At 60.9% G+C, this 16,292-nt stretch carries 17 protein-coding genes; 15 read left to right on the forward strand and 2 right to left on the reverse strand.

Annotated elements, in window-relative coordinates; translation table 11 throughout:
• The first annotated feature begins 132 nt into the window (after nucleotides 1-132).
• From KBB36_RS06575 to KBB36_RS06615, 9 genes are all read left to right on the forward strand, one after another.
• The gene (locus KBB36_RS06575) at nucleotides 133-1,230 is read left to right on the forward strand and encodes a dihydrodipicolinate synthase family protein (RefSeq protein WP_290978170.1); all 1,098 of its coding nucleotides are present in this window, start codon (nucleotides 133-135) and stop codon (nucleotides 1,228-1,230) included.
• Nucleotides 1,227-2,000: an ABC transporter permease gene (locus tag KBB36_RS06580; protein ID WP_290978171.1), complete on the forward strand. Its 774-nt coding sequence runs from the start codon at nucleotides 1,227-1,229 to the stop codon at nucleotides 1,998-2,000. The genes KBB36_RS06575 and KBB36_RS06580 overlap by 4 nt, the downstream gene beginning before the upstream one ends.
• 36 nt (nucleotides 2,001-2,036) lie before the next feature.
• The gene (locus KBB36_RS06585) at nucleotides 2,037-3,050 is read left to right on the forward strand and encodes an ABC transporter substrate-binding protein (RefSeq protein ID WP_290978172.1); all 1,014 of its coding nucleotides are present in this window, start codon (nucleotides 2,037-2,039) and stop codon (nucleotides 3,048-3,050) included.
• 40 nt (nucleotides 3,051-3,090) lie between these two features.
• The gene (locus KBB36_RS06590; RefSeq protein ID WP_290978173.1) at nucleotides 3,091-3,870 is read left to right on the forward strand and encodes an ABC transporter ATP-binding protein; all 780 of its coding nucleotides are present in this window, start codon (nucleotides 3,091-3,093) and stop codon (nucleotides 3,868-3,870) included.
• A gap of 5 nt (nucleotides 3,871-3,875) precedes the next feature.
• Complete coding sequence (locus tag KBB36_RS06595; RefSeq protein ID WP_290978174.1) at nucleotides 3,876-4,706, forward strand: sugar phosphate isomerase/epimerase; 831 nt, start codon at nucleotides 3,876-3,878, stop codon at nucleotides 4,704-4,706.
• Complete coding sequence (locus tag KBB36_RS06600; protein WP_290978175.1) at nucleotides 4,703-6,136, forward strand: mandelate racemase; 1,434 nt, start codon at nucleotides 4,703-4,705, stop codon at nucleotides 6,134-6,136. Before KBB36_RS06595 ends, KBB36_RS06600 begins: the two co-directional genes overlap by 4 nt.
• Before the next feature lie 132 nt (nucleotides 6,137-6,268).
• On the forward strand, nucleotides 6,269-6,436 hold the full coding sequence (locus tag KBB36_RS06605; RefSeq protein WP_290978176.1) for a hypothetical protein: 168 nt from the start codon (nucleotides 6,269-6,271) through the stop codon (nucleotides 6,434-6,436).
• A gap of 176 nt (nucleotides 6,437-6,612) precedes the next feature.
• Nucleotides 6,613-7,635, forward strand: a complete 1,023-nt coding sequence (locus KBB36_RS06610; RefSeq protein ID WP_290978177.1) for an ABC transporter substrate-binding protein — start codon at nucleotides 6,613-6,615, stop codon at nucleotides 7,633-7,635.
• Between the two features lie 81 nt (nucleotides 7,636-7,716).
• Nucleotides 7,717-8,523 (forward strand): SDR family oxidoreductase, encoded by an 807-nt coding sequence (locus KBB36_RS06615; RefSeq protein ID WP_290978178.1) that lies wholly within the window; start codon nucleotides 7,717-7,719, stop codon nucleotides 8,521-8,523.
• 15 nt (nucleotides 8,524-8,538) lie between these two features.
• On the opposite strand, the gene KBB36_RS06620 is transcribed toward KBB36_RS06615, so the two are convergent.
• On the reverse strand, nucleotides 8,539-9,018 hold the full coding sequence (locus KBB36_RS06620) for an Lrp/AsnC family transcriptional regulator (RefSeq protein ID WP_290978179.1): 480 nt from the start codon (nucleotides 9,016-9,018) through the stop codon (nucleotides 8,539-8,541).
• A 120-nt stretch (nucleotides 9,019-9,138) separates the two neighbouring features.
• Here KBB36_RS06620 and KBB36_RS06625 point away from each other — a divergent pair, with 120 nt between their 5' ends.
• Complete coding sequence (locus KBB36_RS06625) at nucleotides 9,139-11,562, forward strand: transketolase (RefSeq protein ID WP_290978180.1); 2,424 nt, start codon at nucleotides 9,139-9,141, stop codon at nucleotides 11,560-11,562.
• A 1-nt stretch (nucleotide 11,563) separates the two neighbouring features.
• Here the strand turns inward: KBB36_RS06625 and KBB36_RS06630 are convergent, their stop codons facing one another.
• Nucleotides 11,564-12,262: a DUF1194 domain-containing protein gene (locus KBB36_RS06630; RefSeq protein WP_290978181.1), complete on the reverse strand. Its 699-nt coding sequence runs from the start codon at nucleotides 12,260-12,262 to the stop codon at nucleotides 11,564-11,566.
• A 167-nt stretch (nucleotides 12,263-12,429) separates the two neighbouring features.
• Here KBB36_RS06630 and KBB36_RS06635 point away from each other — a divergent pair, with 167 nt between their 5' ends.
• From KBB36_RS06635 to KBB36_RS06655, 5 genes are all read left to right on the forward strand, one after another.
• Complete coding sequence (locus tag KBB36_RS06635; RefSeq protein WP_290978182.1) at nucleotides 12,430-13,287, forward strand: sulfite exporter TauE/SafE family protein; 858 nt, start codon at nucleotides 12,430-12,432, stop codon at nucleotides 13,285-13,287.
• Nucleotides 13,288-13,297: 10 nt separating this feature from the next.
• Complete coding sequence (locus KBB36_RS06640; RefSeq protein WP_290978183.1) at nucleotides 13,298-14,284, forward strand: quinone oxidoreductase; 987 nt, start codon at nucleotides 13,298-13,300, stop codon at nucleotides 14,282-14,284.
• A gap of 19 nt (nucleotides 14,285-14,303) precedes the next feature.
• A complete protein-coding gene (locus KBB36_RS06645) occupies nucleotides 14,304-14,930 on the forward strand; it encodes a flavin reductase family protein (RefSeq protein WP_290978184.1) in 627 nt (208 codons plus the stop codon).
• 101 nt (nucleotides 14,931-15,031) lie between these two features.
• A complete protein-coding gene (locus tag KBB36_RS06650) occupies nucleotides 15,032-15,613 on the forward strand; it encodes a PAS domain-containing protein (RefSeq protein ID WP_290978185.1) in 582 nt (193 codons plus the stop codon).
• 150 nt (nucleotides 15,614-15,763) lie between these two features.
• On the forward strand, nucleotides 15,764-16,225 hold the full coding sequence (locus tag KBB36_RS06655) for a PAS domain-containing protein (protein WP_290978186.1): 462 nt from the start codon (nucleotides 15,764-15,766) through the stop codon (nucleotides 16,223-16,225).
• Nucleotides 16,226-16,292: the final 67 nt, after the last annotated feature.

The raw sequence follows: 16,292 nt of genomic DNA on the forward strand, positions 1-16,292 counted from the left end.
CTCCCTACCCAAGTTCCGGACCAGCGGCAGCGCGGTTTTGAGCGCATGATGCGCGGCGGCATCACGCAGTTTGGCGACAATTTCCGTTCTTTCGCCGCCGCTGGTCCGGAACTTGGGTAGGGAGTGAGCAGGATGGCAAAACATTGGAGTGATATGCCGGCCCCGGTGTTGCAGGCTTTGCGCCAGGGCACGGTGATCCCGGCGCATCCGCTGGCACTGACCGAGGCGCGGCAATTTGATCCGGCGCGCCAGCAGGCGCTGACGCGCTATTATGTTGATGCTGGCGCCGGCGGCTTGGCCGTGGGCGTGCATACCACGCAATTCGCCATCCGCGAGGTCGGGCTTTACGAACCGGTGCTGAAACTGGCGGCGGAAACCGCTGCGGCCTGGACTGATCGGCCATTGATCCGCATCGGCGGCCTGGCCGGGCGCACGGCGCAGGCTTGCCGCGAGGCGCAGGTGGCAAGCGGCCTGGATTATCATGCCGGCCTGCTCAGCCTGGCCGCCATGAAGGGCGCCAGCGAAGATGAGTTGATCGAGCATTGCACCGCTGTGGCGCGCGAAATCCCGCTGGTTGGTTTTTATCTTCAGCCTTCGGTGGGTGGCATCCGGCTATCCTTCGATTTCTGGCGCCGCTTTGCCGCTATCGAAAACGTGGTGGCGATCAAGATGGCGCCGTTCAACCGGTATGCCACGCTGGATGTGGTGCGCGGTGTGGTGGCGGCCAAAGCCGAGGATCGGGTTACGCTCTATACCGGCAATGACGACCATATCGTCGCCGATCTGGTGACGCCCTATACCCTGATCCGCGATGGCAAGCCGGTGACAGTGCGGATCAAGGGCGGCTTGCTTGGTCATTGGTCGGTCTGGGTGCAGGCTGCCGTGCAATTGTTGCAACGCTGCCAGGCTGAAGCGACAAAGCCGGCGGTGAGTGCCGAATTGCTGGCGCTGGACGGGCAGGTGACCGATTGCAACAGTGCGCTGTTTGATGTGGCACATGCTTTCCATGGCTGCATTGCCGGCTGCCACGAAATCCTGCGCCGGCAGGGCCTGCTGCGCGGCATCTGGTGCCTTGATCCCAACGAAGGCCTCAGCCCCGGTCAGGCCGAAGAACTTACCCGGGTGGCCAAGGCCTATCCGCACCTCACCGATGATGCCTTCGTGGCCGCCAACCTGGCGCGCTGGCTGGAAGGCGACCGCACCACCGCACTCAAGGAACTGGCGGCATGATGAAAACAGCTAAATGGCTCATAGAGCGACTGCCTGCGCTATCGCTGTTTGCGGTGTTGCTGATCCTGTGGCAATTCGCCGTCACCTTTGGCGGCATCCGCGAATATCTTTTGCCCAGCCCGGCTGCGGTCTATGCCGCTCTGGTGGGTGACCAGATTCCCTGGAGCCGCCACATCTGGGTTACGGCGCTGGAGATTTTTGGCGCCTTCTTCATCGCCGCTGCTGCCGGCATTATCCTTGGCACCATGATCGCCTGGTCCACACTGATCTCGCGCGCGTTGATGCCGTTTCTGGTCTTTGTCAACACACTGCCCAAAGTGGCGATTGCGCCGCTTTTCCTGATCTGGATGGGCTATGGCATCCTGCCCAACATGCTGATCGGCGCGCTGATCGGTTTTTTCCCGGTGGTGATCAATACTGCCGTTGGCCTGACCCAGATCGACCGCGATCTGCTTGACCTTGGCCGCGTGTTCAACGCGCCGAAATGGAAGGTCTTTGCCAAGATCCGCATTCCGAATGCCTATCCCTTCATCCTCAGCGCTTTGAAAATCACCGCCACGTCGGCCGTGGTTGGCGCCATCGTAGGTGAATTTGTCGCGTCGCAGCGGGGCTTGGGCTACGTCATCATTGCCACCCAGAGCAGCATGAACACCTCGGTGGCGTTCGCGGCGTTGTTCTGGATTTCGATCATGGGTTTCCTGGTCTTTGGCTTTGTCGCCATGCTGACCCGGATTCTGACGCCCTGGGCCGAAAATCCGGATAACCAATAACCATGAAGCATGTGAACCATCAGCAGGAGGGTAGCGATGAAACGGAATAAGATGTTGTTTGGCGCTCTGGTAACGGCCTCGCTCGCATTTGCGGGCGCATCGGCGGCCCAGGCGCAGGAGAAGTTCCTGTTTGCACTCAACTGGTTTCCGGTTGGCGATCATGCTGCCTATTGGGTGGCGCTGGACAAGGGCTATTACAAGGATCGTGGCCTTGATGTGACCCTGGAGAATTCCAAGGGTTCCGGCGATTCCATTGCCAAGGTGGATACCGGCCGCGCCGATGCCGGCCTGGCCGATGCCGCCGTGGTGATCGCCGCCGTTTCACGCGGCGCCAAGATCAAGACCGTGGGCATGATCTTCGACAAGACCCCGCTGAATGTGTTCAGCCGCCAGGATACCCCGATCCGCAAGCCGAAGGATCTGGAAGGCCGCACCATCGCCGCGCCGCCGGGCGACAGCCAGCGCCAGGTCTGGCCGGCTTTCGCCAAGCTGCATGGCGTGGATGTGAACAAGGTCACTTGGGTGAATATCGAGCCGACCGCCAAGATTGCGGCGGTGAGCGAAAAGCGCGTTGACGCGGTGGCCGATTATCTCACCGGCCTGCCGAATTACGACAAGGCGATGGGTGGCCCCGGCACGGCGGTCAGCATGCCCTGGGCGGATTTTGGCTTCGATATGTATTCGATGTCGATCATGGCCAGCGAAAAGACCATGAAGGAACGCAGCAAGACCCTGCGCGCCTTCCTGGAGGCTTCCTATATGGGCTGGCGCGATGTGATGGCCGATCCGGAAGCCGCCGTGGCAATCTTCAAGAAGCGCGTGCCGGAAATCGACACCGTCTATGTCAGCGCCAACATGAAGCTGGGTCTGACGCTGATGAATTCGGAAACCTACCGCGCCAATGGCATCGGTTATATGGACCCGAAGAAGATGTGCGGTTCGGTTGATCTGGTGAACACCTATATGGGCCTGAACAAGACCGTGGCCTGCAATGATGTGTACAGCAACGAGTTCCTCACCAAGGTGGCCGTGCCGGCCAACTTCAAGTGAGCGAGCCTGTTGTCGGCCCGGTTCGAGAGGAGGTCGTGCGTTGAACGATGAAGTGATCCAACTCGACCGGGTTGGCATGGTCTATCAGGCCGAAAGTGGCCCGGTGGAGGCGCTGAGCGATATTTCGCTCAGCGTCCGCCGTGGCGAATTCATTGCCCTTGTCGGCCCCTCGGGCTGCGGCAAATCCACCTTGTTGCGCATCATCGCCGGCCTGCGTCCGGCCACGCGCGGCGTGGTCAAGGTGAACGGCCAGGATGTGACCAGGCCGATTGCAGAAGTGGGCATGGTGTTCCAGGCCGCGGTGCTGCTGCGCTGGCGCACCATCCTCGATAATGTGCTGCTGCCGGCGGAACTGGCCGGCCTTGATCCGGCGAAATACCGCGAGCGCGCCTATGAATTGCTGCGCCTCACCGGCTTGCAGGATTTTGCGCAGAAGCGGCCGAACGAGCTTTCCGGCGGCATGCAGCAGCGTGCTTCGCTGTGCCGAGCCTTGCTGCTTGATCCGCCGCTGCTGCTGATGGACGAGCCATTTGGTGCGCTGGATGCCATGACGCGCGACGACATGAATCTGGAATTGCTGCGTATCTGGGGCGAAAGCTCGGAGACACGCAAGACCATCATTTTTGTCACCCACTCGATCCAGGAAGCCGTGTTCATGGCGGATCGCGTGGTGGTGATGTCAGCCCGGCCCGGCCGGGTGGCCGAGATCAAGCCGATTGATCTGCCGCGCCCGCGTACGGTGCAGGTGCGAGCCACCGCCCAGGCCGGCCAGCTCTCGCTGGATATCTTCGAGAAGCTGACTGGTCGCAAGACGATGTAAGCGCCATGAAGCTGGCGCTGTGCAATGAGGTGATCGCCGAGGGCCGTGATTTCGCTGCGCAATGCGCGCTGGCAGCTGCCCTTGGCTATCACGGCCTGGAAGTGGCGCCGTTCACGCTGGGCGATGAGCCGCATAAGCTGCCCAATGCCCGTATCGCTGAAATCCATCATATTGCCAGCGATGCCGGCATCCGCATTTCTGGTCTGCATTGGCTGCTGTTGCGGCCACAAGGACTTTCGGTGACCAGCGATGATCCTTGCGTGCGGGTTCGCACCCGCGATGTGATGTATCGTCTGGTTGATCTTTGCGCGGCCCTGGGGGGCGATGTGTTGGTGCATGGCTCGCCGGCACAGCGCCGGCTGCCGGAAGGCGATACCGCAACCGCACGCGGCCATGCGCTGGAGATTTTTGCTGCCATTGCCGAGCATGCCGAACGTGCCGGTGTGGTGTATTGCATTGAGCCATTGGCGGCACCGTTGGCGAATTACATCAACACACTGGAAGAGGCCGCAGCCTTGGTCGCCGCCGTGAAGAATCCGGCTTTCCGCAGCATGATCGATTGCAGCGCTGCTGTGCAGATGGAAGCCGAGCCGCTGGCGGCCCTGGTGGCGCGCTGGCTGCCGCAAGGCCTGGTGGCGCATATCCAGGTGAATGACCGCAATAAGCGCGGCCCGGGCCAGGGCGAAGATCGTTTTGCCGCATTGTTTGCTGCTTTGTTGCGTATGGATTATCGCGGCTGGATAGCGGTTGAACCATTTGACTATCAGCCCGATGGCGCCACCTGTGCGGCGCGGGCGATTGGCTATATGCAGGGATTGATCGAGGCACAACGATGACCAATAGCGCCCCCAAACTTACCGTTCTGGCCGTGGAGGCGTTTGAGCGCGCCTACAAAAACCGCATGACCTTCCGCTTTGGCAATATCACCTCCACCGGTGGCCGGCAGGCAGTGATCCGGCTGCGCATCCGTCTGGCTGATGGCCGCGAGGGCTGGGGGTATTCTGCTGAATCCATTGGCGGCAAATGGTTCGACAAGAACCCGGCTTTGAGCGATGAACAGGCTGCCGACCAGTTGCGGCGCTCGCTGGCGCTGGCGATTGCTTGCTACACCGCCAGCCAGCCGCGCACGCCGTTTGGTTTCTTCGCCGATCATTACCAGCAGCATGTTGCCGCTTGTGGCAAACTTGGCCTGCTGCCGCTGGTTGCCAGCTACGGCCCGGCTCTGCTGGATCGTGCCATCCTGGATGCAGTCTGCCGGCTGGAGAATGTCAGCTTCTATGCCGCCATGCAGGCCAACCTGCCCGGCATGCAGCCGCATGACATCATGCCCGATTTGACGGGTTTCAATTTTGATCGCTTCCTGGCCGGTTTGCGTCCATCAGCCAGCATGGCGGCGCGCCATACCGTGGGCATGGTTGATCCATTGGTGGCAGCCGATCAGAAGCCAGAAGATCGGGTGAATGACGGCCTGCCGGAAACGCTGGAGGAAGTGGTTGCAGCCTATGGCCAGCGTTATTTCAAGCTCAAGGTTGGCGGCGATCTGGTGGCGGATATCGAACGCCTGAGCAAGATTTCCAGCGTGCTGGATCGTATGTCGGAGCCGTATTTCGCCACCATTGATGGCAATGAGCAATATGCCACCGCCGCTGCGGCGCTGGAACTCTGGCATGCCATCGAGGCCGCTCCGGCCTTGCAGCGCCTGCGCGAATCAACCCTGTTTGTGGAACAGCCGATCATGCGGCAAACGGCCTTGTCCACGCCGGTGGAGGCTTTCACCGCTGCCAAGCCGCTGATCATTGATGAATCGGATGGCGAGATCGATTCCTTTGTGCGCGCCCGGGCGCTTGGCTATAGCGGGGTTTCGTCCAAGGCCTGCAAGGGCTTCTATAAATCCGTGATCAATCGGGCGCGTTGCGACCTGTGGAATGCCGAAGGCGGGCCGCGTCGCTATTTCATGTCGGCGGAAGACCTCACGGTGCATGCCGGCGTGTCGTTACAGCAGGATCTGGCTCTGGTGAACCTGCTCGGCCTTGGCCATGTTGAACGCAACGGCCATCATTTTGTCGATGGCTTTTGCGAACGGCCTGCCAGCGAAGCGGACGCCTTCCTGGCCAGCCATCCCGATCTTTACCACCGCCACGAGGGCAAAGTGCGGCTGCGCATCGAAAATGGCATGCTGGCGCTTGGCTCGCTTGATTGCGTTGGTTTTGGTCATCGGCCAGCGCCGGATTTCACCCAGCTTTCTATGATGCCGAAACCGGCCTGATGCGCGCTTCCCGCTGAACCGGCCGCTCGCCACAGTCATTTGTGTGCAGATGATAGCAGGTGGTGCGGCTGCCGGTTACACAGCCAAGATAATCGGTCGCGGCTGCTGCAATTGACTGTAGACGTGTTGCGCATGCCATTCGGTCGCGTGGCGGCATGCAGGCCTGATTGCGAGCAGGAAAAAGCCCTCGCGGCTGATGATTCCAGGCCACATAAAAATGCGCTCAAAAAGCAGAAAAATGCTGACCGCGTTTTTGCCTCCATACCGATCGCGGCGCCGAAAATATTGAAAAATGGCTGATATCACGCGGGCTTCTTTTGCGTGATGTGGTCAATTTTATGCAAAGAATCTATTTTACTGGATAGTTAGTAGCATGATAGCAGTATTGAATTGCGGCGCAGCTGGGGCCTGCCGCAGACCGGAAAACAGGTTTCTGATTGATTGCGCCGCGCGGGCGCGTAACTCAGGGGGTGACAATGAATAAACTTTCCAATCTGGCGCGAGGCGCAATCTCGATCGCGACGCTCTGTATGTTGGCCGCAGGTGCGCAGGCCGCCGATCCGCCACGTCAGGCGAAGATGATCACGGACTGGGCTTTCCAGGGCCCGAATAATGGTTTCATCGTCGCTCAGGAAAAAGGCTTCTACACCCAGGCTGGCATCGACCTCACCATCGAGCAAGGCAAGGGTTCCGGCAGCACGGCACAGCTCATTGCCAGCAAGGTGGCGAATTTCGGCTTTGCCGATGGCTATGTGCTGGCCAATGGCGTGTCGAAAGGCATGGACCTCAAGATGGTGGCCAGTGTTTTCCGGCGTACACCGACGGCGGTGATCACCCTGGCATCCTCAGGCATCACTACGCCAAAGATGCTGGAAGGCAAGACCATTGGCATCCCCACCGGGTCGGCGCAGTTCCAGCAATGGCCGGCTTTCATGCGTGGTTGCAGCCTTGATGGCAGCAAGATCAAGATCGTCAATGTTGATCCGGCTGGTGCCGCCCCCGCAGTGATCAACGGCCAGGTGGATGCTATTGCCGGCTTTGCTCAGGGCTGGGTGCCGAGCATCGAAATCCGCGGCAGCAAGCAGGCCAGCATGCTGTGGTATGCCGATTGCGGTGTGAACACGGTGAGCAATGGCATCATCGTGCATAATGATTTCCTCAAGGCACAGCCGGCCCTGGTGCGCGATTTTGTCGCCGCCAGCCTCAAGGGCTTTCTTTATGCCCGCCAGAACCCTGAGGAAGCGGCGCTGATCGTCAAGAAGTATCAGCCCACCTCGGATGTGGCGATCAGCCGCCGCGAGAGCGAATTGTCCTGGCATAGCTGGAATACCCCCAACACTGCCAACAAGCCGCTCGGCTGGATGTCGGATGCGGATTGGGCCTCCACTGTGGAAGTGCTGAAGCTTTATGGCGGCGTTGCCAACCCGCCCGATCCGAAGACACTCTACACCAACGATTTTGTGCCGACTTCGGCTGACTTCGTCCCGCCGCAGCGCTGAACCCGATTGCCTGGCCGCAGTTCTTCTTCGGCCAGGCATGGCTGCAGAAGATTTCCATGGGCGCCATGATATTAGGGCTGAATGATGCGACGTCTTGAAAAACGGGTTGCGCTGGTCACGGGTGCGGGTCAGGGCATTGGCGCCGCCATTGCTCGGCGCCTGGCGCAGGAAGGTGCCGAAGTGCATGTTTCCGACATGCAAGAAGACCGTGCCGCCACTGTAGTGGCCGAGATTGCCGGGCAGGGTGGCAAAGCCGTGGCATGCCGCCTGGACGTGACCGATGCCGGAGCCTGGCAGCAGGTTGTGGCTGATATCGCCATGCAATCCGGCCGGCTTGATATTCTGGTGAACAATGCCGGCCTGGTAATCGCCAAGTCGGTGGAAGAAATGTCGCAGCAGGAATGGCGGCAGACCATGACGGTCAACCTCGAAGGCCCATTCCTGGGTGTGCAGTCATGCCTTACCCTGCTGCGCGAGAGTGCGAAGACAACGCCTTTTGGTTCGGCGATTGTGCATGTCTCGTCGCTTTCCGGTATTGTCGGCACCGCCGCGATGCCGGGCTATACTGCTTCCAAGGCGGGCCTGCGTTTTTTCAGCAAGAGCATTGCCATCGATTTTGGCCGTAAGGGTTATCGTATCCGTTCGAATTCGGTGCATCCGGGCCTGACCGAAGGCAATTCCGCGGAGGCTTTATTCGCCGCACATACCCGCAATGGCCTAAGCAGTAACCGCGAAGAAGCCTTGCGGCACTTTCTGGATAAATATCCGTTGGGCTATATGGGGCGGCTGGAGGATGTGGCAGCCGGTGTTGCTTATCTGGCTTCCGATGAAGCAGCCTTTGTCACCGGCACCGAGCTTGTGATCGATGGCGGCATGTCGGCCTATTGAGAACGCGGTAGTACATCACGGTGCAATCGGCAAAGCCGTGGTGTATTTCACCTGCTTCAGGGCGAAGCTGGATTTGATGCTGGCCACGCCGGGAATCCGCGTCAGGTGGTCAAGCAGGAAACGCTCATAGGCGCCGAGATCGGCCACCACCACACGCAGCAGATAGTCAAAATCGCCGGTCATCAGATAGCATTCCATCACCTCGGGGCGCTTGCGCACGGCTTTCTGGAAGGCTTCCAGCGCCGGCTCAATCTGCTTGTCCAGCGTCACATTGGTGAAGATGCTGATCGACAGGCCGAGCGCTTCCGGATTGAGCAGGGTGACATAGCGGGCAATCACGCCGGCTTCTTCCAGGGCGCGCACCCGGCGCCAGCAGGGTGAGGCGGAGATGCCCACCTCGGCGGCCAGTTCGGTGCTGGAGAGCCGGGCATTGTCCTGCAATTGGCGCAGGATACGGCGATCAATCTGATCAAGCTGGTATTGTGCATTAGCCATGCTCAAAATCATAGAATATTGGAAAAATTTTGCAAATCGGGCCCTTATGCGGCAGTGATACGCAAAAAAACGCCACGCTTTAACGGCTAGACTCTCCGCCGCGAATGCGAGGGAGCTGCCATGTCCAATACCGCCCCGATCAATGCCAATACCCTGCGACTGCTGGCCGAGCTGGAGCGCAAGGTTTTGTGGCTGTCCACCTGGATGGTGCATCATGCCAATCATCTGCGCGACAAGACTGACAATCTGAAGGTTGGCGGGCATCAGGCTTCCAGTGCTTCGCTGGCCACGATTTTGACGGCACTGTATTTTCATGTGCTGCGCCCGGCAGACCGGGTGGCGGTGAAGCCGCATGCCAGCCCGGCCTTCCATGCCATTCAATATCTGCTCGGGCGCCAGACGCAGCAGCGGATGGAAAATTTCCGGGGTTACAAGGGGGCGCAGAGCTACCCCTCACGCACCAAGGATACCGTGGATGTGGATTTCTCCACCGGCTCGGTCGGGCTTGGCGTGGCGCAGACATTGTTTGCCAGTCTGGTGCAGGATTATGTCAAGGCGCATGGCTGGGCCAGGGATTGGCCGGAAGGCCGTATGATCGCGTTGCTAGGCGATGCCGAGATGGACGAGGGCAATATCTACGAGGCTTTGCTGGAAGGCTGGAAACATGGCCTGCGCAACACCTGGTGGATCATTGACTACAATCGCCAGAGCCTGGATGCGGTGATCCGTGAAGGGCTGTATGAGCGCTTCGAGGCCCTGTTCCGCGCCTTCGGCTGGGATGTGGTGGTGCTGAAATACGGCAGCCTGCTGGAAGCCGCTTTCTCTGAGCCGGGCGGCGAAAGTTTGCGCGCCTGGATCGATACCTGCCCGAACCAGCTTTATTCGGCGCTCACCTTCCAGGGCGGCGCGGCCTGGCGCAAGCGGCTGCTGGATGATCTCGGCGATCAGGGTGACATCACGCGGTTGATTGAAAGCCGCAGCGATACCGAACTGGCCCGGCTGATGACCAATCTGGCTGGGCATGACCTGCCCAGCCTGTTGCGCGCCTTTCAGGCCATCGACCATGACCGACCGGTGGTGTTCATCGCCTATACCATCAAGGGCTTCGGCCTGCCGCTGGCCGGGCATAAGGACAATCATGCCGGCCTGCTTAATCCGGCGCAGTTCGACAGTTTCCGCCAGGCCATGGGCGTGCGGCCCGGTCATGAATGGCAGCGTTATGAAGGCCTGGCCGCCACGCCGGCCGAATTGGATGACTTTCTGGCGCATTGCGCCTTTGCCGCCGAGCCAAACCGCCGGCGCGCGGCTGCGCCGGTGGCCTTGCCGGAGACGCTGCCGCTGCCGGCCCAGGCGGAAATATCGACCCAGCAGGCTTTTGGTCTGATCCTGAATGAACTCGGCCGCTCGGCCGAGCCGCTGGCCGAGCGCATCGTCACCACGGCGCCGGATGTCACGGTATCGACCAATCTTGGCGGCTGGGTCAATCGGCGTGGCCTGTTCGCCAAGCAGGCCATGGCGGATATCTTCAAGAAGGAGCGGATTCCATCCACCTTTTCGTGGGAATTTTCGCCCAAGGGCCAGCATATGGAACTTGGCATCGCCGAGATGAATCTGTTCACACTGCTTTCGGCGCTGGGCCTGTCGCATGATCTGTTCGGCGAACGTCTGCTGCCGATCGGCACATTGTATGATCCGTTCATCAGCCGCGGCCTGGATGCGCTGAATTATGCCTGCTACCAGGATGCACGTTTCATCGTGGCGGCAACACCATCCGGCTTGGCGCTGGCGCCCGAGGGCGGCGCGCATCAATCCATCGCCACGCCGTTGATCGGCATGGCGCAGGATGGTCTGGCGGCGTTTGAGCCGGCCTATGCCGATGAACTGGCCGCCATCCTGCATTTTGCCTTTGATTACATGCAGCGCGATGGTGCCAAGCCGGCGGTGGGTGAGGCACCTGAGGAACAGAGCTGGCTGCGTGATGAAACCGGTGGCGCGGTCTACCTGCGGCTTTCCACCCGTAACCTGGAGCAGCCAATCCGCGAGATGACGCCACACTTGCGCCGCGCCATCATCGATGGCGGCTATTGGCTGCGTCCCCCGGGGCCAAATACCGAAATTGTGGTGGCTTATAGCGGGGTGGTGGCGCCGGAGGCGATAGAAGCGGTCGGCATGATGGCCGAGGATCGTCGGGATGTGGCATTGTTGGCGGTAACCTCTGCCGACCGGCTGAATGCGGGCTGGACGGCGGCGCAACGCGCCCGTGAGCGCGGGCAGGCGCGCGCGCGCAGCCATGTCGAGCGGCTCTTCGCCCTGCTGCCGCGCCATTGCGGCATTGTTTCAGTGCTGGATGGTCATCCCGCCACGCTGGGCTGGCTTGGTGCCGTGGCCGGGCACCGGCAGCGCGCGCTGGGGGTGGAGCATTTTGGCCAGACCGGCTCGATCCAGGAATTGTTCCGGCATTATGGCCTGGATGCGCAGGCGATCATTGCGGCGGCGCAAGGTTTGCAACCGGCACGGCCGATCCGCTATCTGAAGGCGTTGTAAGTCAGCCGGCGCTGGAAATTTCCAGGATCAGCTTGCGTCGCACAGCATCGGCAAAGGATTCGTAATCGCGCGCCGAGATCAGAAAGGCGCCCGGCCCGCCGATCACGTTGCGCTCGTAATACTCCTCGATGTCTTCTTCCATATGCAGGATCGGCAGGCCGTTGATGGTGATGCCTTGCGCCGCGGCGGCATCGCGCGCCATGGCTGGTGGCCGGCCGCGATTGCTGCGCCCGTCGCCGGAAATGTCGATCACCCTGCGCAGCGGTTGTGCCGGCACGCGTTGCAACAGGGCGGCGCCGTAATCGATGGCCTCGGCCGGCGCGGTACCGCCGCCGAAGATGCTGCGCGGCGCCTGCTGCAAGGCGGTGGCGAAACCGGCAATATCCGCCCGGCTGCGCAAGACAGTCCAGGGGATAACCAGATTGTGCAGGGCCGGACCGGACCATTGAAAATAGCAGGCGATGATGCCGCCATGCAGGCCACCCAGGATTGCCTCGATCACCCGGCGGTGGCGAAAGGCATCGGCATAGCCGCGTTGTTGCAGATCATAATGCTCGCCACGCACACTGCCTGAGCAATCCACCGCCAGTACCAGGGCAAGATCGATGGCCGACATTACATTGGCCTTGGCCGTACCGATGGCCAACGTAGCGCCCAGGCCGGCAAGCAGGTTGCGGCGATGCGGGTAAAGGCGGGTCATGCAGATCGGCTCCGCGTCTGGTTCACCCGCCAGCATGCCGTCAATTGGCGCCGTGCGGTATCAATTTTCTGTAATCAGCGGCGGCGATGGCATGCTGGGCAGGGCTGACGCCGGCCGGGCCGCATGCTATGCCCTTGGGCCCCAGTCTTCCCGCACGAGTCATCACAATGATCCTTGGCATTCCGTTTTCCGAACTGGCTTGGCTGTCGCTGGCTTTGCTGAGCGCCGGTGCGATAACCGGCATCCTGGCCGGTGTGTTCGGTGTTGGCGGCGGCGCCGTGATCGTGCCTGTGCTGTATGAACTCTTTGCCCTGATGGGGGTGCCGGAAGCGCCACGCATGCCGCTTTGCGTCGGCACATCGCTCGCCATCATCATTCCCACCTCGATCCGCTCATTCAACGCGCATCGGGCCAAGGGGGCGGTGGATATGGCTGTGGTGCGGGCCTGGACCATTCCGGTGGTGCTGGGCGTGCTCGGTGGCAGCCTGATTGCCCGTTATGCGCCGGCTGATCTGTTCAAGCTGGTTTTTGTGTTTGTTGCCGGCTTGTCAGCGATCCGGCTGATCTTTGGCCGTGATAGCTGGCGCCTTGGCGATACATTGCCCGGCGCGCTGGCGATGCGCCTCTATGGTTTGGTGATTGGCGTGCTGTCTTCGCTGATGGGCATTGGCGGCGGGCAATTGTCCAATCTGGTACTGACCTTCTATGGCCGGCCGATCCATCAGGCCATCGCCACCTCGTCGGGGCTTGGCATCCTGATCTCGATCCCGGGTACGCTGGGTTATATCTATGCCGGCTGGCCTAAGATGGCAGAATATGCCGCTGTGGCTGCTTTGCAGCCGCCGCTGGCGCTGGGCTATGTTTCATTGATCGGCTTTGTGCTGTTTGTGCCAACCAGCATCTGGACCGCGCCGCTGGGCGCCCGGTTGGCGCATGCCCTGCCCAAGCGTAAACTGGAAGTGGCCTTTGGCATCTTCCTCACCCTTGTCTGCCTGCGTTTCCTGTCCAGCCTGTTTGGTTTTTGAGAGAGGCCCCATGTCGACCATAACTGCCAAGCGCATCGTGCTGCGTGAATTCGGTCTGCCCGAGGTGATGCAGGTGGAAACTGAAAGTCTCGGCGAACCCGGACCGGGCAGTGTGTTGCTGCGTCAGAGTGCCATCGGCTTCAATTATATTGATGTCTACCAGCGCAAAGGCGTGTATCCGCTGCCCAGCCCGACCGGCCTGGGCCATGAAGCGGCCGGCATTGTGCTGGCGGTGGGGCCGGATGTGGCCGGCTTCAAGCCTGGCGACCGGGTTGCCTATATGAATGCCGGCCTGGGCGCCTATGCTGATCATCGCATAGTGCCGGCCGAGAAGTTGGTGGCGATCCCGGCGACGGTGAGCGACGAGCAGGCGGCGGCTTTGCTGTTCAAGGGCCTGACCGCGCAATATCTGCTGCGCAAGACACATCGAGTGCAGGCCGGCGATGTAGTGCTGGTGCATGCTGCGGCTGGCGGGGTTGGCCAGATCCTGTGCCGCTGGGCCAAGGCGCTTGGCGCTTTTGTGGTTGGCACGGTGGGTGGTGCCGAGAAATGCGCCATCGCGCGTGCTGCCGGCGCCGATGCGGCGGTGGATTACAGCCAGCCCGATTGGCCGGAGGCTTTCCTGGCCGCAACCGGCGGACGCAAGGCGCGGGTGGTGTATGATTCCGTGGGCCGCGACACGTTTCTCAAGTCGCTTGATTGCACCGCGCCATTTGGTCTGGTGGCGATTTATGGTGCCGCTTCCGGCCCGGCGCCGGCGATTGAACCGGAATTGCTCAACAAGAAGGGCTGCCTGTTTCTGACCCGGCCGTCGGTATTTCCGCATAATGCCGATCCGGCAGTGTTCCGCGCCAATGCGGCAGAGTTGTTTGACGCCATCGCTGCCGGCCATGTGCAGGCGGCGATCGGCGCGCGGTTCGGTCTGGCGGAAGCGGCTGCCGCGCATCGCGCCGCCGAGGCCCGCGCCACTACCGGCGCCATCCTGCTGCTCCCCTGACTCCACGAGGCAATGCCCGATGTTCTATGAACCCGACAAGCGTAATCACGGCCTGCCGCGCGATCCGTTCAAGGCCCTGGTGGTGCCGCGCCCGATTGGCTGGATTTCTACTGTGGATACTGCAGGCCGCCCCAATCTGGCGCCCTACAGCTTCTACAATGCCGTAGCCTCCGATCCGCCGGTGGTGCTGTTTGGCACCGGGCTTGGCCCCGGCCGCAAGCCGGGCGATGACGCGATCAAGGACAGCCAGCGCAATGCCGAGGCAACCGGCGAATTTGTTGTCAACATGGTCACCGATGGCCTGCTTGATGCCATGAACCGCACTTCGGCGCATCTGCCGCATGGCAGCAGCGAATTCGAGGTCGCCGGGCTGGAAACAGTGCCGTCTCAGCTGGTGCAAGCGCCGCGGGTCAAAGCTTCCCCCGTGCATCTGGAATGTCGCTATCTGCAAACCGTGGAAATGCCCTGCACCACGCCGGGTGGGCGCAATTTTGTCGTCTTCGGCCGCGTTGTCGGCATCCATATTGATGAGCGTGTGCTGAAGGATGGCTTTGTTGATATTGCCCTGCTGCGGCCATTGGCCCGGCTTGGCTATATGGAATATTGCCTGGTGGATAAAAGCTTCTCGCTCGACCGGCCGGATTGAGGCGGATGCCTAACCTTTAGGCGAGTCTGGTCGGGTAGGATTCCCGTAAATCCAGGGATGAAAGCTGTTTATCCAAAATTCCGTCTTGCTATAATGCAGGCATGGATTTTGTTTCGAGTCTGCCTAAGCCGCTCTCGGCCCGCAGCCGCGACTTTCTTGCCATATGGCACGAATGGCGCCGGGGGCGCCTGCTGCCAGAACGCCGCGACATTAACCTTGCCGCTCTGGGCGAGCTGGCAGGTTCCTGCCTAATGCTCAATGTTCGCGGCCATGACGACATCCAGATTGAATGGGTTGGCGATAGCATCACTAAGCAGATCGGCGTCGATCTGGCTGGCTGCAATTACCTTGACCTGACCTCAAAGGAAAACCGCGCCTGGCGCGCCCATCTCACCATGGCCCAGGTGGCCCAGCCGTGCAGTGCCGTAATTTATTACTGGCTGCGGCTTGGGCGAGGCGGCATTCTGCCGGTCGAATTTGTTACCGGCCCGTTTTGCGAGAATGGTGCCAGCCAGGCCACGCTGGCCCTCTGCTGCGCCTCCAGCCTGACCCGGCCGGGCAGCGACAAGGCGGTAGACCCTGATTCCTATGAGGAAGGCGAGGGCATGCGCTTTATCGATATTGGCGCTGGCGTGCCCTCAATGGTGCCGAGCCATCGCCAGGAAGCTCGCCCGGTTCAGTAATACAGCTTTGCGCTGCGCTATTTTCCTGTATGCCCATGCCAGGGTGGAATGCTATGTGATAAGGCAGGCTGCCTGTAGCGGAAACCTGCCTTGCCTGATGAACTGACATTGCCATCTGAACCATATCAGTCCGTGCCAGGGCATAGTTTGGTGCGGGGCTTCCGTGCCGGCCTTGATCCGGCCATTGTCAGCAATCCGCATGTGCTTGATTTTTATCGCTTCTGGCAAAGCCGCTGCGATGGGCGGGCGATGCCCAGCCGAGCCGATATGGACCCGATCCTGATGGCGCGCTTCCTGCCCAGCCTGATTCTGCTGCGGGTGTTTCGTGATCCGCTGGATTTTGAATATCGCATCATCGGCGAGGATATTATCAGCTTCCTCGGCAATATGACGCACCAGCGCGTGCGGCAATCGGTGCTGTTTCCGGTCACTGGAACGGCCTATGCCAATTACTGTTTTGTGGCCGAACAGCAGCAGCCGCAGTTTTTTGAGGGGCTGGCCGATACCGCCTTCAAGCGTGACCGCAAATACACCATGTCGCGGGTGCATTGCCCGCTGGCCGAGCCTGGCGGCCCGGTGGATTACATCGTCTCCTGCGTGGTGTTTCTGTAGTCCTATTCGGGCTTTGGTGAGTTGATTCGCCGCGCCCCCGGACCTATCTTGCCGGCCGCTTCCGGTT

The organism is Ferrovibrio sp. (genome assembly GCF_017994015.1).
Taxonomy (GTDB): Bacteria; Pseudomonadota; Alphaproteobacteria; order Ferrovibrionales; family Ferrovibrionaceae; genus Ferrovibrio.

Excerpts from the sequence above, each read along its gene's own strand:
- KBB36_RS06650 (WP_290978185.1), top strand. The coding sequence starts at position 15,032 with ATGGATTTTGTTTCGAGTCTGCCTAAGCCGCTCTCGGCCCGCAGCCGC.
- KBB36_RS06580 (WP_290978171.1), top strand. The coding sequence starts at position 1,227 with ATGATGAAAACAGCTAAATGGCTCATAGAGCGACTGCCTGCGCTATCG.
- KBB36_RS06600 (WP_290978175.1), top strand. The coding sequence starts at position 4,703 with ATGACCAATAGCGCCCCCAAACTTACCGTTCTGGCCGTGGAGGCGTTT.
- KBB36_RS06585 (WP_290978172.1), top strand. The coding sequence starts at position 2,037 with ATGAAACGGAATAAGATGTTGTTTGGCGCTCTGGTAACGGCCTCGCTC.
- KBB36_RS06575 (WP_290978170.1), top strand. The coding sequence starts at position 133 with ATGGCAAAACATTGGAGTGATATGCCGGCCCCGGTGTTGCAGGCTTTG.
- KBB36_RS06625 (WP_290978180.1), top strand. The coding sequence starts at position 9,139 with ATGTCCAATACCGCCCCGATCAATGCCAATACCCTGCGACTGCTGGCC.
- KBB36_RS06645 (WP_290978184.1), top strand. The coding sequence starts at position 14,304 with ATGTTCTATGAACCCGACAAGCGTAATCACGGCCTGCCGCGCGATCCG.
- KBB36_RS06635 (WP_290978182.1), top strand. The coding sequence starts at position 12,430 with ATGATCCTTGGCATTCCGTTTTCCGAACTGGCTTGGCTGTCGCTGGCT.
- KBB36_RS06610 (WP_290978177.1), top strand. The coding sequence starts at position 6,613 with ATGAATAAACTTTCCAATCTGGCGCGAGGCGCAATCTCGATCGCGACG.
- KBB36_RS06605 (WP_290978176.1), top strand. The coding sequence starts at position 6,269 with ATGCCATTCGGTCGCGTGGCGGCATGCAGGCCTGATTGCGAGCAGGAA.
- KBB36_RS06615 (WP_290978178.1), top strand. The coding sequence starts at position 7,717 with ATGATGCGACGTCTTGAAAAACGGGTTGCGCTGGTCACGGGTGCGGGT.
- KBB36_RS06595 (WP_290978174.1), top strand. The coding sequence starts at position 3,876 with ATGAAGCTGGCGCTGTGCAATGAGGTGATCGCCGAGGGCCGTGATTTC.
- KBB36_RS06630 (WP_290978181.1), bottom strand. The coding sequence starts at position 12,262 with ATGACCCGCCTTTACCCGCATCGCCGCAACCTGCTTGCCGGCCTGGGC.
- KBB36_RS06640 (WP_290978183.1), top strand. The coding sequence starts at position 13,298 with ATGTCGACCATAACTGCCAAGCGCATCGTGCTGCGTGAATTCGGTCTG.
- KBB36_RS06620 (WP_290978179.1), bottom strand. The coding sequence starts at position 9,018 with ATGGCTAATGCACAATACCAGCTTGATCAGATTGATCGCCGTATCCTG.